This is a genomic window from Nocardia sp. NPDC006982 (assembly GCF_042869435.1).
Lineage (GTDB): Bacteria > Actinomycetota > Actinomycetes > Mycobacteriales > Mycobacteriaceae > Nocardia.
In genome coordinates this window covers 231547-244972 of the sequence record NZ_JBIAFV010000014.1, presented here as the reverse complement: position 1 = coordinate 244972, position 13426 = coordinate 231547, and the positions used below count along the sequence as shown (strand labels likewise).

12 protein-coding genes are annotated in these 13426 nt (G+C 65.4%); 6 read left to right on the top strand and 6 right to left on the bottom strand.

Annotated features, from left to right (window positions below; all coding sequences use genetic code 11):
* Window positions 1-578: 578 nt before the first annotated feature.
* On the bottom strand, window positions 579-791 hold the full coding sequence (locus tag ACFYOW_RS38255) for a hypothetical protein (protein ID WP_387295017.1): 213 nt from the start codon (window positions 789-791) through the stop codon (window positions 579-581).
* Window positions 792-876: 85 nt separating this feature from the next.
* Here ACFYOW_RS38255 and ACFYOW_RS38250 point away from each other — a divergent pair, with 85 nt between their 5' ends.
* Both ACFYOW_RS38250 and ilvA read left to right on the top strand, forming a co-directional pair.
* On the top strand, window positions 877-1311 hold the full coding sequence (locus tag ACFYOW_RS38250) for a nitroreductase family deazaflavin-dependent oxidoreductase (protein ID WP_387295015.1): 435 nt from the start codon (window positions 877-879) through the stop codon (window positions 1309-1311).
* An 86-nt stretch (window positions 1312-1397) separates the two neighbouring features.
* Complete coding sequence (gene ilvA / locus ACFYOW_RS38245; protein ID WP_387295013.1) at window positions 1398-2756, top strand: threonine ammonia-lyase IlvA; 1359 nt, start codon at window positions 1398-1400, stop codon at window positions 2754-2756.
* Window positions 2757-2815: 59 nt separating this feature from the next.
* Here ilvA and ACFYOW_RS38240 read toward each other — a convergent pair whose 3' ends face one another.
* Both ACFYOW_RS38240 and treZ read right to left on the bottom strand, forming a co-directional pair.
* Window positions 2816-4066 carry a serine hydrolase domain-containing protein gene (locus ACFYOW_RS38240; RefSeq protein WP_387295011.1) on the bottom strand — a complete coding sequence of 417 codons (1251 nt, stop codon included), beginning with the start codon at window positions 4064-4066 and terminating at the stop codon, window positions 2816-2818.
* Window positions 4067-4165: 99 nt separating this feature from the next.
* Window positions 4166-5890: a malto-oligosyltrehalose trehalohydrolase gene (gene treZ / locus ACFYOW_RS38235; RefSeq protein WP_387295009.1), complete on the bottom strand. Its 1725-nt coding sequence runs from the start codon at window positions 5888-5890 to the stop codon at window positions 4166-4168.
* 76 nt (window positions 5891-5966) lie between these two features.
* On the opposite strand from treZ, the gene ACFYOW_RS38230 reads away from it, so the two are divergent.
* From ACFYOW_RS38230 to ACFYOW_RS38215, 4 genes are all read left to right on the top strand, one after another.
* Window positions 5967-6581: a class I SAM-dependent methyltransferase gene (locus tag ACFYOW_RS38230; protein WP_387295007.1), complete on the top strand. Its 615-nt coding sequence runs from the start codon at window positions 5967-5969 to the stop codon at window positions 6579-6581.
* 48 nt (window positions 6582-6629) lie between these two features.
* Window positions 6630-7202, top strand: coding sequence for a TetR/AcrR family transcriptional regulator (locus ACFYOW_RS38225; RefSeq protein ID WP_387295005.1), 573 nt, complete (start codon window positions 6630-6632; stop codon window positions 7200-7202).
* 218 nt (window positions 7203-7420) lie between these two features.
* Window positions 7421-8620, top strand: coding sequence for a Cmx/CmrA family chloramphenicol efflux MFS transporter (locus tag ACFYOW_RS38220; protein WP_387295003.1), 1200 nt, complete (start codon window positions 7421-7423; stop codon window positions 8618-8620).
* Between the two features lie 14 nt (window positions 8621-8634).
* Window positions 8635-8766, top strand: coding sequence for a hypothetical protein (locus tag ACFYOW_RS38215; protein ID WP_387295001.1), 132 nt, complete (start codon window positions 8635-8637; stop codon window positions 8764-8766).
* 325 nt (window positions 8767-9091) lie between these two features.
* Here the strand turns inward: ACFYOW_RS38215 and dnaE are convergent, their stop codons facing one another.
* Genes dnaE through ACFYOW_RS38200 form a run of 3 tightly spaced genes read right to left on the bottom strand, consistent with a single transcriptional unit; the run spans window position 9092 to window position 13256 of the window.
* Window positions 9092-12643: a DNA polymerase III subunit alpha gene (dnaE, locus tag ACFYOW_RS38210; RefSeq protein ID WP_387294999.1), complete on the bottom strand. Its 3552-nt coding sequence runs from the start codon at window positions 12641-12643 to the stop codon at window positions 9092-9094.
* Between the two features lie 46 nt (window positions 12644-12689).
* On the bottom strand, window positions 12690-12842 hold the full coding sequence (locus ACFYOW_RS38205; protein ID WP_387294997.1) for a hypothetical protein: 153 nt from the start codon (window positions 12840-12842) through the stop codon (window positions 12690-12692).
* 15 nt (window positions 12843-12857) lie between these two features.
* Window positions 12858-13256: a DUF3052 domain-containing protein gene (locus ACFYOW_RS38200; RefSeq protein ID WP_387294995.1), complete on the bottom strand. Its 399-nt coding sequence runs from the start codon at window positions 13254-13256 to the stop codon at window positions 12858-12860.
* Window positions 13257-13426 lie beyond the last annotated feature (170 nt).

The following is a 13426-nucleotide window of genomic DNA, read 5'->3' as shown; positions in this document are numbered from 1 at the left end:
GATCCGACCTGCCCTCACCTTGCACCCCACCATCCTCGTTGACCCCGACCCAAAGGACCGGGGACAACACGCCACGTTATTCAGCAGCGTCCTAGGCCTGGATCAAGATCAGGTGGTAGGGCTTCTCGGACGATGCCAGCATGGATTCCACCTGATCTTGAAATGTGGGTGCCGTCCATGGCCACGTCGACTGTTTGGTTGGCTGAGCTGCGGTGGGTCCTGTGGTCGGGCACCGACTCCTCGTGTTCGGTGGCCTCGGATAGTTTGCCGTCCTGTGGTTTTGCCGGGGTAATGCTGGGCGCGTCGAGTGCCGTACCCGGCTTACCTTCCGCAGTCAGGCGCAAAGGCCCGCACCTCCAGCTCAGTCGACCAGCTGTGGTTACGTTCTCGGGCATTGTCGAAGGTAGTCAAATGGTGGTTGGTGGTGGGGTTATGGGCCACCAATAGACTGCGCTCGATGAGCTCGAGCCGCAATTTGACTCCCCTCGGCGGGCGCGCCGGGCTGTTCGATGGTTCCGGCCCCGCGGAGAGCGACCCTGCTCAGCGACGATGCTGCTCAGGGACGATGCATCGTTTGCCTACGCTGTGCCGCGCGCGCCGACCCGGCCGATAAGCCAGCGGCCGGTTCCGACACCGGCGGCGACCAGCACCGCGACCTGCAGCGACCCGGTGATCAGCGCGAGGACAAGGCAGATGAGCAGACCGAGGGCGAGCGCCTCGAGTTTGTACATCGGCCACGCGCTGCCGGCGATATCCACCGCCGGGCGAGTCTGAAGGGGGACCACTGCCATGTTGTCAGGCTACACGGATGGGGAAGTTCGGGCCACCTAACATTTCGGCGGGAACAGAGGCGGCCGCCGAGTTGTTGCGGGTGTCATGCCATTGACAGGTGAGTACGCACCGAGCACATCCGATTGGGCCCGTGAACAGGCCGAGCTGATCGAGAATTCCGGCGGCACCGAGGGCCTGACCCTGCAGGGCAAGCCCGTCATCGTCCTGACCACCAAGGGCGCGAAGACCGGGCTGCTGCGCAAGACCGCGCTGATGCGGGTCGAGCACGACGGCGAGTACGCGGTCGTCGCCTCGCTGGGCGGCGCGCCGAAGCATCCCGTCTGGTACTGGAACATCAAGGCCGAGCCGCATGTCGAGCTGCGTGACGGCTCCGTGAACAAGGACTACACCGCGCGCGAGGTCGTCGGCGAAGAGAAGGCGCTGTGGTGGGAGCGGGCGGTCGAGGTCTGGCCCGATTACGCGAACTACCAGACCAAGACGACCCGCGAGATTCCGGTTTTCGTCCTGACCCCGCGGTAGCTCCGGCCGGGAAACCCGACCGATTGCCCTCCTCCGACGCCCACCCGGCGCGTCCGCCCGACGCGGCGGGTGGCACCATATTTCGAGTGTCCAATCCGCTTGAACTCCTCGACGACCAGTCCACTTCTCGTCCGGCGCTGACCGCACACGAGATCGACGCCGCCGCCAAGCGAATTGCCGACATTATCGAGCCCACCCCGCTGCAGCACAGTCCGCGGCTGTCCGCGCTGACCGGGGCGCAGGTCTACCTCAAGCGCGAAGACCTCACCGCCGTCCGTTCCTACAAGCTGCGCGGCGCCTACAACCTGATCGTGCAGCTCACCGACTCCGAGCGAGCCGCGGGCGTGGTCGCGGCCAGCGCAGGCAATCACGCCCAGGGCGTGGCCTTCGCCTGCAATGCGATGGGCATCAAGGGCCGCATCTACGTGCCGACCACCACACCGAAGCAGAAGCGTGACCGCATCCGGGTGCACGGCGGCGAGTTCGTCGAGCTGATCGCGGTCGGGGAAACCTACGACGCCGCCGCGGCCGCCGCCGCCGAGGATGTCGAGCGCACCGGCGCGACCATGGTGCCGCCGTTCGACGATCCGCGCACCGCGGCGGGACAGGGCACCATCGCCCCCGAATTCCTGGAACAGCTCGGCGGTCGGACCCCCGATCTGGTGGTGATCCCGGTCGGCGGCGGCGGTTGCCTGGCGGGCATCGGCACCTACCTGCGGGAGCGCTCGCCGAGCACCGGCATCCTCGGTGTGGAGCCGGCGGGCGCGGCCTCGATGACCGCGGCCCTGGTCGCCGGCGGCCCGGTGACGCTGCCGGAGATCGATCCTTTCGTCGACGGCGCCGCCGTGCGCCGGATCGGCCGCCTACCCTATGCGGCGATCGCCGCATTCGGCGGCCGGGTGGTATCGCACGGCTCGCTGCCGCTGCTGACCGCGACCGAATCACCAAGTGGTGCAGGCGCTTTTCGCCTGATGCAGGTCGACGAGGGCGCGATCTGCACCACCATGCTCGAGCTGTATCAGAACGAGGGCATCATCGCCGAACCCGCGGGCGCGCTGTCGGCGACGGCGCTGGCCGAGATCACGATCGAACCCGGTTCGACGGTGGTGTGCCTGGTCTCCGGCGGCAATAACGATGTGTCCCGCTACGGCGAGATCATCGAGCGCTCGCTGGTGCACCGCGGCCTGAAGCACTATTTCCTGGTGGACTTCCCGCAGGAGCCGGGCGCGCTGCGGCGCTTCCTCAACGAAGTGCTCGGTCCCGACGACGACATCACGCTGTTCGAGTACGTCAAGCGCAACAACCGGGAAACCGGTGCCGCGCTGGTCGGTATCGAACTCGGTGCGCCGGAGGGGCTCGGCCCACTGCTGGAGCGGATGGAAGACTCGCCGATTCAGTGCGAGCAACTGGATCCCGGTTCCCCGGCTTATCGCTACCTCACCTAGAAAACGCGCTCGACCCCGAACCGGCCGCGCGATATCGTCCGCGCGGCCGGTTCCAGCGTTTATGCAGCCGCTGGGGTCTCCACCACGGTGACGGACCGGCGGGTCGTGCGCACACCAGTCATGACCATCGGCAACAGCCAACCGGCCGCGGCCTGGTCGAAGCTCAGCTGCGCGGCCGAGAGGCGATTGTGGACGAATCCGACTGATAGGCCGAGGCGGGGTTCGGCCCAGCCGAAGGAGCCGCCGAGGCCGATATGGCCGAAGCCGCCGCGTGCGCTCGGCATCGGCAGTGAGTGATAGCCGAGGCGCCAGAGCATCGGCGCGTAGAACAAGGTGCGGTCGAGCCGGTAGGTCCGAATTCGACTGAGCGCCTTGATGGTTTGCGGCGTCAGATATTGCACGCCGCCCGCCATGCCGCCATTGGCCAGTGCGCCGTACATGGTGGCCAGCGCCGGGGCGGTGCAGACGCCGTTGCCAGCACCGAGTTCGGTATCGAGAATCGGCGGGATTTCGCCCTCCAAGATGGTCTCCAGTCCGGGCAGGAACAGGCACCGTGCGGCCGCGCCGAGCGCACCGGGCAGACCATAGCTGCGACCCAAAACCCTTGTGCTGACCGGCTTCCCGATCAGACTGAGCTGGGATCCCGCCAACGGCGCATAGACGGTCGACGATTGCGCGGACGGCCTGCCCAGGTGCAGCCCATCGATGCCGAGCGGTTCGGCGACCTCGGTGCGAAACAGCTCCGCCATCCCCTGGCCGGTAATGGCGCGGGCCAATCCGGCGAGCAGCCAACCGAAGGTGAGCGCGTGATAGGCCGGAGTGCCGAGCAAGCGATCGGGTTTCGCAGCGGCGAGACGCTGCTCCATCAGCTGGTGGTCGAGCACATCCTCGAGCCCGGCCGCGATCGGGTTGAGACCACCGAGTCCCGCGCTGTGCGTCATCACCTGACGAATGGTGATATCGCCCTTGCCGTTCTGGCCGAACTCCGGCCAGTACTCGGCCATCGGCGCTTCGTAGTCGAGCAGACCCCGATCGGCCAGCCGGTGGATGACCGTCGCGGTGATGCCCTTGGTGGCGGAGAAGATGATCGCGCCGGTGTCCTGGCTCCAGGGTTTGTCACCCGCGCTCCCGGTCCAGATATCGACCAGCGGCTCACCGTGCAGATGGACGGCCAACGCGCCGCCCGCCCCCCGACGGCGCCCGAAGACCTTCGCGAATGCGCGTACCAATGGTGCGAATTCGGTGGCGGCACTGCCACCCACCCCGTCGGGGAGATTCGCTAGGTCCCCGGGTGAAGCCACGTTGCTCATATTCCAAAGGTAATGGCGCTGGTCACACTCGGCAATATTGTGTCTCGGACAGTTATATTCAGGAGGTTTTCGGTAAACGCGTTCCGACCTGGGGTTCCGCTATGCGCCGGTGAGAATCACGAACGAGTGGCCCGGTATCCCCGTCGCGGAGACGCCTTCGGTCGCGGGTTCCCAAGACAGCAGCGAAAGACCAGCGATAGGCACGCTGACCTGCTCTTCGGAAAGATTGCACACCAGCGTCAGCGGGCCACGGCGCACCGCGATCCAGCGGGCATTTTCGTCATAGTCGACAGATACATGCGTGAGCCGCGGGTCTGTTATTTCGGCTCGCTCGCGTCGCAAACCGATCAGCTTTCTGTAACAGGACAGCAGCCGTATGTGGCGATCATGTTCGAGTTCGGACCAATTCAGCTTCGACCGCAGGAAGGTTTCGGGGTCCTGCGGATCCGGAATCTCGGCGCTGTCCCAGCCGTGTTCGGCGAATTCGTCCTTGCGGCCGGTGGCGGTGGCGGCCGCGATCACCGGATCGGTGTGCGAGGTGAAGAACTGGAACGGGGTGCGCGCGCCCCACTCCTCCCCCATGAACAGCATGGGCGTATACGCCGAGAACAGCACCAGCGCGGCCTTGATCGCCAGCTGTCCGTCGGTCAGGTAGGCGCTGGGCCGGTCCCCGATCGCCCGATTGCCGATCTGATCATGAGTGCAGGTATAGGCGAGCAATGCGCTCGCCGGGATGAGCCGGGTGTCGATCGGACGGCCGTGGATGCGACCGCGGAAGCTGGAATACGTTCCGGCATGGAAGAATCCGCGCGTCAGCGTCTGGGCCAGACAGCGCAACGAGCCGAAATCGGCGTAGTAGCCCTGGCGTTCACCGGAAACCGCGGTGTGCACCGCATGGTGCAGGTCGTCGTTCCATTGACCGGTCAGGCCATAGCCGCCTGCCGCGCGTGGGGTGATGAGCCGCGGATCGTTCAGGTCGCTCTCCGCGATCAATGTCAGCGGCCTACACACATGTGCGGCAAGGGATTCGGTGTTGGCGGCCAGTTCGGCGAGCAGGTGGGTGGCGGTGCGGTCGACGAGTGCGTGCACCGCATCGAGTCGCAATGCGTCGATATGGAAATCGCGCAGCCAGCGCAGGGCGTTCTCGATAATGAAGCGGCGCACCGGATCCGAGTACGGACCGTCCAGATTGAGGCTCTGCCCCCAGGTATTGCGGCCTTCGGTCAGATAGGGTGCGAAGCGGGGCAGATAGTTGCCGGAGGGACCGAGATGGTTGTGGACGACATCGAGGGCGACCGCCAAACCCCTTGCGTGGCAGGCATTCACGAAGCGCTGCAAACCATCTGGTCCGCCGTATGGCTCGTGGACCGCATACCAGAGCACACCGTCGTAGCCCCAGTTGTGGCTGCCGTCGAAGGCATTGACCGGCATCAACTCGACCATGGTTACGCCGAGTTCGACGAGGTGGTCGAGGCGCTCGACGGCGGCGTCGAAGGTGCCCTCGGGGGTGAAGGTGCCCAGATGCAGTTCATAGATGATCGCGCCCGCCAGTGGGCGGCCGGTCCAGTTCGCATCGGTCCACCCGGCCGGATCGAGGGCGTGCAGCGCCGAGCGGCCGTGCACGCCGTCGGGCTGGCGCGCCGAGCGCGGGTCGGGCAGGACGGTCGGGTCGTCGTCGAGCAGGTAGCCGTAGCGCGTGCCCGGTACGGCGTGCACATCTGCCCGCCACCAACCGTCAGGCGACCTTGTCATCGGATGCAGGGCGCCATCGACCTCGATGCGCACCCGTTCCGGGAGCGGGGCCCATACTTCGAACAAGGTCACCGAGCCAGCATCGCATGTCGGCGATCGGCAGGCTGACCATTGCCTGCGGCGCACCGACCCTGACAGAGTGGGATACGTGGGCATCTACAACGATCAGTTCGTGCCGCGACTGGTGAATCTGGTCTGCGGGGCCAAGATGAACAATCCGCAGCGCGAGCGCGCCTGCGCCGGACTGCACGGGCGGGTGATGGAGCTCGGCTTCGGATCGGGACTGAATATCCCGTTCTATCCGGGTACCGTCGAGTCGATCAGCGCCGTGGAACCCGCCGACCTCGGCTGGCGCCTGGCGGACAAGCGGCTGGCCAAAGCCACCGTGCCGATCGAACGCGCCGGACTCGACGGCCAGTCGCTGCCCTTCGCCGATAACAGCTTCGACTCCGCGCTCTCGACCTGGACTATGTGCACCATTCCGGATATCGCGGCCGCGCTGGCCGAGGTGCGCAGGGTGCTCGTTCCCGGCGGGACCCTGCATTTCGTCGAACACGGGCTCGCGCCGGATCCGGGCGTCCAGGTGTGGCAGCACCGGTTGAATCCGATCGAGAAGGCGATTGCGGGCGGCTGCAATCTCGATCGCGATATTCGCGGCACCGTCGAGAGCGCCGGATTCGAGATCCGCGAGTTCGACGAGTTCTATGCGGACGGACCCAAGTTCCTCGCCGCGCTGTCGCTCGGAGTCGCGGTCTCGCCGTAGCCCAATTCATATTGGACCGATTAATTCAAAACGTGCTAGCTTGAACCCATGGCACGACCGAAGGCATTCGACGAGGACCGGGCGGTGGACGCGGCCATGCGGGCGTTCTGGTCTGCGGGCTACGAGGGTACCTCGACCCAAGACCTCTGCGACGCAACAGGTCTGGGCCGCAGCAGCATCTACAACACCTTCACCAGTAAGCACGAACTATTCGACCGGGCACTGCGGCGATACATGAGCAGTAAGAACGCCTCGATCTTCGAAGTGCTCGACGGCGACCTGCCCGCGCGGGCGAAGATCCGGACGCTACTGCGCCAGACCATCGACACACCGGCCGACGACCCGATCGGCTGCCTGGTGGTCAACTCGACGGTCGAGTTGGCGCCGCGCGATCCGGAGGTGGCGGCGACATTGCACGCCGACCTGGAGCGCAGGCTCGACGCACTGACCACGGTTATCCGCGCCGGCCAGCGGTCCGGCGAGATCGATGCGGGCAAAGATGCCCGCACGCTGGCCCATTTCGTGATCACCACGATCAGCGGTATGCGCGTAGCGGCGCGGGGTGGAGCCGATAAGGGAACCCTGGAGGCGATCGCCACGACCGCATTGAGCGTCCTCTGACTTCGGCCCACCAACGTTCAGAGGACTTGCGAGGTGGCTGTCCGCTAGCGCCACCGCTGCAACGGATTCCGTTCACGCGAACGTGAGGCAATAGCCGGAACCAGACCACCAGCGCGCCGTGAAGTGGCTTGGCATAGCGTTCGCCCCGAGCAGCACATCGCCGTTACTCTTTGCCTCGATTTTGAACCGATCAATCCAAAATAAGGGAGGACTGCAGGATGCCATTCGCCGTCTACGTACTCGGGCTATCGATATTCGCCCAGGGCACCTCGGAGCTGATGCTCTCCGGCCTGCTCACCCAAATGGCCGCCGACCTCGGCGTCTCGATCCCCCAAGCGGGCCTGCTGATTTCGGCATTCGCACTGGGCATGCTCGTGGGCGCGCCCGCACTGGCCGTAATCACCCTGCGCTGGCCACGCCGCACCGCACTGCTGGTCTTTCTCGGGGTGTTCATCGCCGCGCATGTGGTGGCCGCGTTGACCCCGGGCTACTGGGTGCTCTTCGGAACCAGGGTGGTCGGCGCATTCGTCTACGCCGGATTCTGGGCGGTCGCCGCGACCACGGCGCTGAGTCTGGTACCGGAAAACGCGCGCGGCCGGGCAATGAGCATTGTCGCGGGTGGGCTGACCGTGGCCAATATCGCCGGGCTCCCGGCAGGTACGGTGATCGGCCAGCACTTGGGCTGGCGGGCCGCGTTCTGGACGGTCGCCATCCTCTCCGCGCTGGCCATGGCTGGGGTAGCGGCCAAGATTCCGGGCGGACGTCCCGCCGAAGTGCCGAACCTGCGCCGCGAACTGCGCACCATGATCAATCCGCGCCTTTGGCTGTCCTACAGCACAACCGCACTCTCGACCGGCGCGCTATTGGTGACCTTCGCCTACCTCGGCGCACTCCTGTCCCGCACCACCGGAATCGCGGAGAGCTGGATTCCCTTGGTACTCACGCTGTACGGCATCGGCGCGCTGATCGGCATCACGGCCGGCGGGCGGACCGCCGATGCCCATCCCTTCCGCGTACTGACCGTCGGCATGATCGGGTTGATCATCATCTCAGCAGCGCTGGCACTGACCGCGACCATGCCCGCACCGGTGGTAATCCTCGTATTCCTATTGGGCGCCTTCGGATTCGCCACGAATCCGGCCCTGAACACCCGCGTATTCGCACTGGCCGGGGCCGCACCCACCCTCGCGACCGCGGTCAACTTCTCCGCATTCAATGTCGGCATCACCGTCGGCCCGTGGCTCGGCGGCATGGCCATCGGCGGCGGCCTCGGCTATCCGTCGGTCGCCTGGATCGGCGTTGCCCTCGGTTTCGCGGCACTTGCCACCGTCGCTTGGGCGGCCGCGCTGCACCGTCGAGCTCAGCAAGTCGATGCGGTCAGGCCCGCGGATCGGGCAATGGCCGAATTTACTGTCTGAACGTGTAGCTCCAGGTGGAAGTCATCGCCTGGATCGTGGTCGCGGCACTGGCCACCGCTGGTTGGGCGACCGCGCTGCACTGCCTGCCCCAGCAGGCCGAGACCCTCAGCCCGGTGGATTGCGCGATGGTCGGACTCACGGTCTGAATACGCACCATCGCAACGCTTCTCGACCGGACCCCCGCCGACAGTGAATACCGCGCGACTGCCCAATCTTCGCCGTCGCCGCAATTGTCCGAACCCATGTGCGGGCTCGGACAATTGGGCATTTCGCCCTGTCCCAGTGGACTGCTCGGGGCCGCGCACAGTCTTCGCGCTGAGGTTCGCGCCGAAAGCACGCACGATCTCCGAGATGCGGCGGCCGCTGGCGGCCACCACGGTGCTGCGGACGATACCGTCGAGGCGGGCGATGGCGACACGAGAACATAGGAGCCGCCGCAATCGCCGACGCTACCGATTCATACGAACAGCATCAGCCCGCGAGGCAGCCTGGACCGAGCAGTGCCTTCAGGTCACCCATCAACGCCGAGGACGGTGAAACCCGCAGGCTGTCATCCAATTTCCACAGCGACGTATTGTCGCGTGCACCCACGTGGCGGACATGGACGTCCGCGGTGCCCGGATGTCTGGACAGGATGCGCTTGAGTTCGCCGATCTTGTCGGGGGTGCACAGCCGCGTCGGCATGACGACCGCCAGCGGCTTGGCCACACCGATCGAAGAGAGGTCGGGGACGGCGAGATCGTTGGCGATCAAGGAGATCCGGTCATCGCGCACCGACACCCTGGCCTTCACCAGGACGACCGCATCCTCCACTACATCCGCGCCATACACCGAATAGGCCTGTGGGAAGAACAGCACCTCGATACCACCGGTCAGATCCTCGATCTGCGCCGAGGCCCAGGCCAGGCCGTTCTTATTGATGCGACGGTTGACCGAGGCGAGGATGCCTCCGATGGTCACCTGGGCGCCGTCCTTGATATCACCTTGGAGAATGGCCGGAATCGCCGTATCCGCCTGTGCCGCAAGCACATGTTCGACGCCGTTGAGTGGATGCCCGGACACGTACAGGCCGAGCATTTCCCGCTCGAGCGCCAGCTTGTGCTTGGTCTCCCACTCGTCCTCGGGCACCTTCACATTGAAGACCGAGGCCACCGACTCGTCGCCGTCGTCCAGCCCGCCGAACAGGTCGAACTGGCCGATCGCCTCGGCCTTCTTGGTGGACATCACCGCATCGATGGCATCGGAGTGGATCAGCAGCAGACCCTTGCGCGGATGTCCGAGCGAGTCGAATCCACCTGCCTTGATGAGGGATTCGGTGACCTTCTTGGTGCAGGCGATGGCGTCGATCTTGTTCAGATAGTCGGAGAAATCGGTGAACTTCGACTTCTCCTTGCGCGCCTGGATGATCGAGGTGACGACATTGGCGCCGACATTGCGCACCGCGCCCAGGCCGAAGCGGATGTCCTTGCCCACCGAGGCGAAGTTCAGCTCGGATTCGTTCACGTCCGGCGGCAGCACGGTAATGCCGAGGCGGCGGCAATCCGACAGGTAGACCGCGGCCTTGTCCTTATCATCGCCGACGGAGGTGAGCAGGGCCGCCATATATTCGGCGGGATAGTTCGCCTTGAGATATGCGGTCCAGTAGGAGATCAGGCCGTAGGCGGCGGCGTGCGATTTGTTGAACGCGTAACCGGCGAACGGAAGGATGGTGTCCCACAGCGCCTTGATGGCCGCCTTGGAATATCCGTTGGCCTGCATGCCCTCCTCGAAGCCCTCGAACTCCGCGGCCAGCACCTCGGCCTTCTTCTTACCCATCGCGCGGCGCAGAATATCTGCTCGACCGAGCGAGTAGCCGGCCACTTTCTGCGCGACGTGCATGATCTGCTCTTGGTAGACGATCAGGCCGTAGGTCTCGCCGAGGATGTCCTTGAGCGGCTCCTCCAGCTCCGGATGGATCGGCTTGACTTCCTGCCGGTCGTTTTTGCGGTCGGCGTAGTCGTTGTGCGCGTTCATGCCCATCGGGCCGGGGCGATACAGCGCGCCGACGGCCACGATGTCCTCGAACGCGGTCGGCTGCATGCGCCGCAGCAGATCGCGCATGGGCCCACCATCGAGCTGGAATACGCCGAGAGTGTCACCGCGCGAAAGCAATTCATAGGTGCGCGAATCGTCGAGCGGCAGCCGGTCCATATCCAGGTCGATGCCACGGTTGGCCTGGATGTTCTCCAGCGCGTCACCGATCACGGTCAGGTTGCGCAGACCGAGGAAGTCCATCTTCAACAGGCCGATGGCCTCACACGACGGATAGTCCCAGCCGGTGATGAGCGCACCGTCCTGGGGCCGCTTCCAGACCGGGATCGCGTCGGTGAGCGGATCACAGGACATGATGACCGCGCAGGCGTGCACACCCGCATTGCGGATCAGGCCCTCGAGGCCGCGCGCGGTTTCGTAGATCTTCGCGACATCCGGATTGCTCGCGATGAGTTCGCGCACCTCGGCGGCCTCTTTGTACCGCTCGTGCTCCGGATCGGTGATACCGGACACCGAGATGTCCTTGGCCATGATCGGCGGCGGCAGCGCCTTGGTGATCTGGTCGGCGATGGCGAATCCGGGCTGGCCGAACAGCACTCGCGCCGAGTCCTTGATGGCGGCCTTGGTCTTGATGGTGCCGAAGGTGATGACCTGGGCGACCCGGTCGGCGCCCCACTTCTCACTCGCGTAGCGGACCATCTCACCGCGGCGACGATCGTCGAAGTCGATATCGATATCGGGCATCGAGACGCGCTCGGGATTGAGGAAGCGCTCGAAGAGCAGACCGTGCGGAATCGGGTCGATATTGGTGATACCGAGTGCGTAGGCGACCAGCGAACCGGCCGCCGAACCACGGCCGGGACCGACGCGGATGCCGACCTCGCGAGCGTGGTTGATCAGGTCGCCGACGACGAGGAAGTAGGCCGGGAAACCCATCTCCAGGATGACGCCGATCTCGTACTGGGCGCGGTCCAGATAATCCTGGGGCGCGCCGTCCGGAAAACGGCGCCGCAGCCCGAGGTCGACCTCGCGGCGCAGCCAGCTGGCCTGGTCATGTCCCTCCGGCACCGGGAAGATCGGCATCCGATCGCGGTGCTGCCACACCTCGTCGTAGGACTGCACCCGCTCGGCGATCAACAGAGTGGAATCGCAGGCGCCGGGCACCTCCATATCCCAGATCGCCCGCATCTCCTCCGCGGACTTCAGGTAGTAACCGTCACCGTCGAACTTGAAACGCGTTGGGTCACTGAGTGTTTTACCGGTCTGGATGCACAGCAGCGCCTCGTGGTTGGTCGAGGCGTCCTTGGTGACGTAGTGGCAGTCGTTGGTGGCCAGCGGCCGGATCCCGAGCTTCTTGCCGACCTCGAGCAGTCCCTCGCGGACCCGGCGCTCGATGGACAGGCCGTGGTCCATGATCTCGAGGAAGAAATTGTCCGGTCCGAAGATCTCCTGCCATTTGGCCGCGGCCTCGAGAGCCTCGCGGTCGTGGCCGAGGCGCAGGCGGGTCTGCACCTCACCCGAGGGGCAGCCTGTGGTGGCGATGATGCCCGCGGCGTGCTCGGCGATGATCTCCTCGTCCATGCGCGCCCACTTGCCGAGCTGACCTTCCAGCGAGGCGAGCGAGGACAGCTTGAACAGGTTGTGCAGGCCGGTCGCGTTCTCCGCGACCATGGTCATATGCGTGTAGGCACCGGAACCGGAGACGTCGTCGCCCTTCTGGCTGGGATCACCCCACTGCACGCGCTTGGTGTCGAACCGGGAACCCGGTGCGATGTAGGCCTCGATGCCGATGATCGGCTTGATACCGGCCTTCTTGGCGGAGTTGTAGAACTCCGAAGCCCCGTACATATTGCCGTGGTCGGTCATCCCGACCGCGTTCATTCCCAGCCGGTTCGCCTCGGCGAAGAGCGGAGAGATTTTGGCCGCACCATCGAGCATCGAGTACTCGGTGTGGTTGTGCAGGTGAACGAACGATCCGGACGAGGCGGCCAAGACGGTCCTTCCTCCCAAGGTCTCGACGGGGGTTGGTGTAGCGATTCTAGGGGTCCCCACCGACGAGTTCGGCTTCCCGCGCCGGGCTGACGCAGGTGCTCGGCGTGTCGGTGGTGAAGATCACCGGCGCGTCTCCCGACCCGGCATTGCGGCTGTCCGATTTCCGCGACAGTGGGGTGGTCCGCGGATCGCTCGACACTACGCGAGCCCTCGATCAAGCGCGCTTGCGCCAGACGAATTTCAAACCGGACCAATCGTTGTCGAGCGCGGCCACCTTCACATCGACGACGCCGATGGGGAGCAGCAGCTCGCGCAAATCGTTCTCGGCTATATCGCTGACGTGCCCGCTCGCCTTGCGCGGCCAGGCGATCCACAGCATCGCGCCCCGCCTCAGTCCGGCGGCCAGTTCCGGGGCCTCGTCGGCCAGGTCGGCGAGTTCACGAAAGAAAGCGAGGATGACATCCGCGGACTCGGGCACATCGGTGGCGATCGCGACGTCCGGTGGTAGATCCGGAATCTGCCAACCTGCGGGCGCATGCCGCAGCACTACACGGTGGCCGGATTTGATTCCGATCTTCTTCGCCAGCGGCGTCCCGGAGTAGCCCGCGGTCATGGACACGACTGTATCCGGCAGGGTCCCTGGGCTCCGCAAGTCGGCAACCAGCCCCAAGGGGATTCTGGTGGTGCCGTCAGCTCGATCAGCGCTGTCGGGCGCGGATTCTGCAGGCACTGTAGGACCAATCGGCGCGGATTCTGCCGGTGCTGTTGGGCCGATCGGCACCG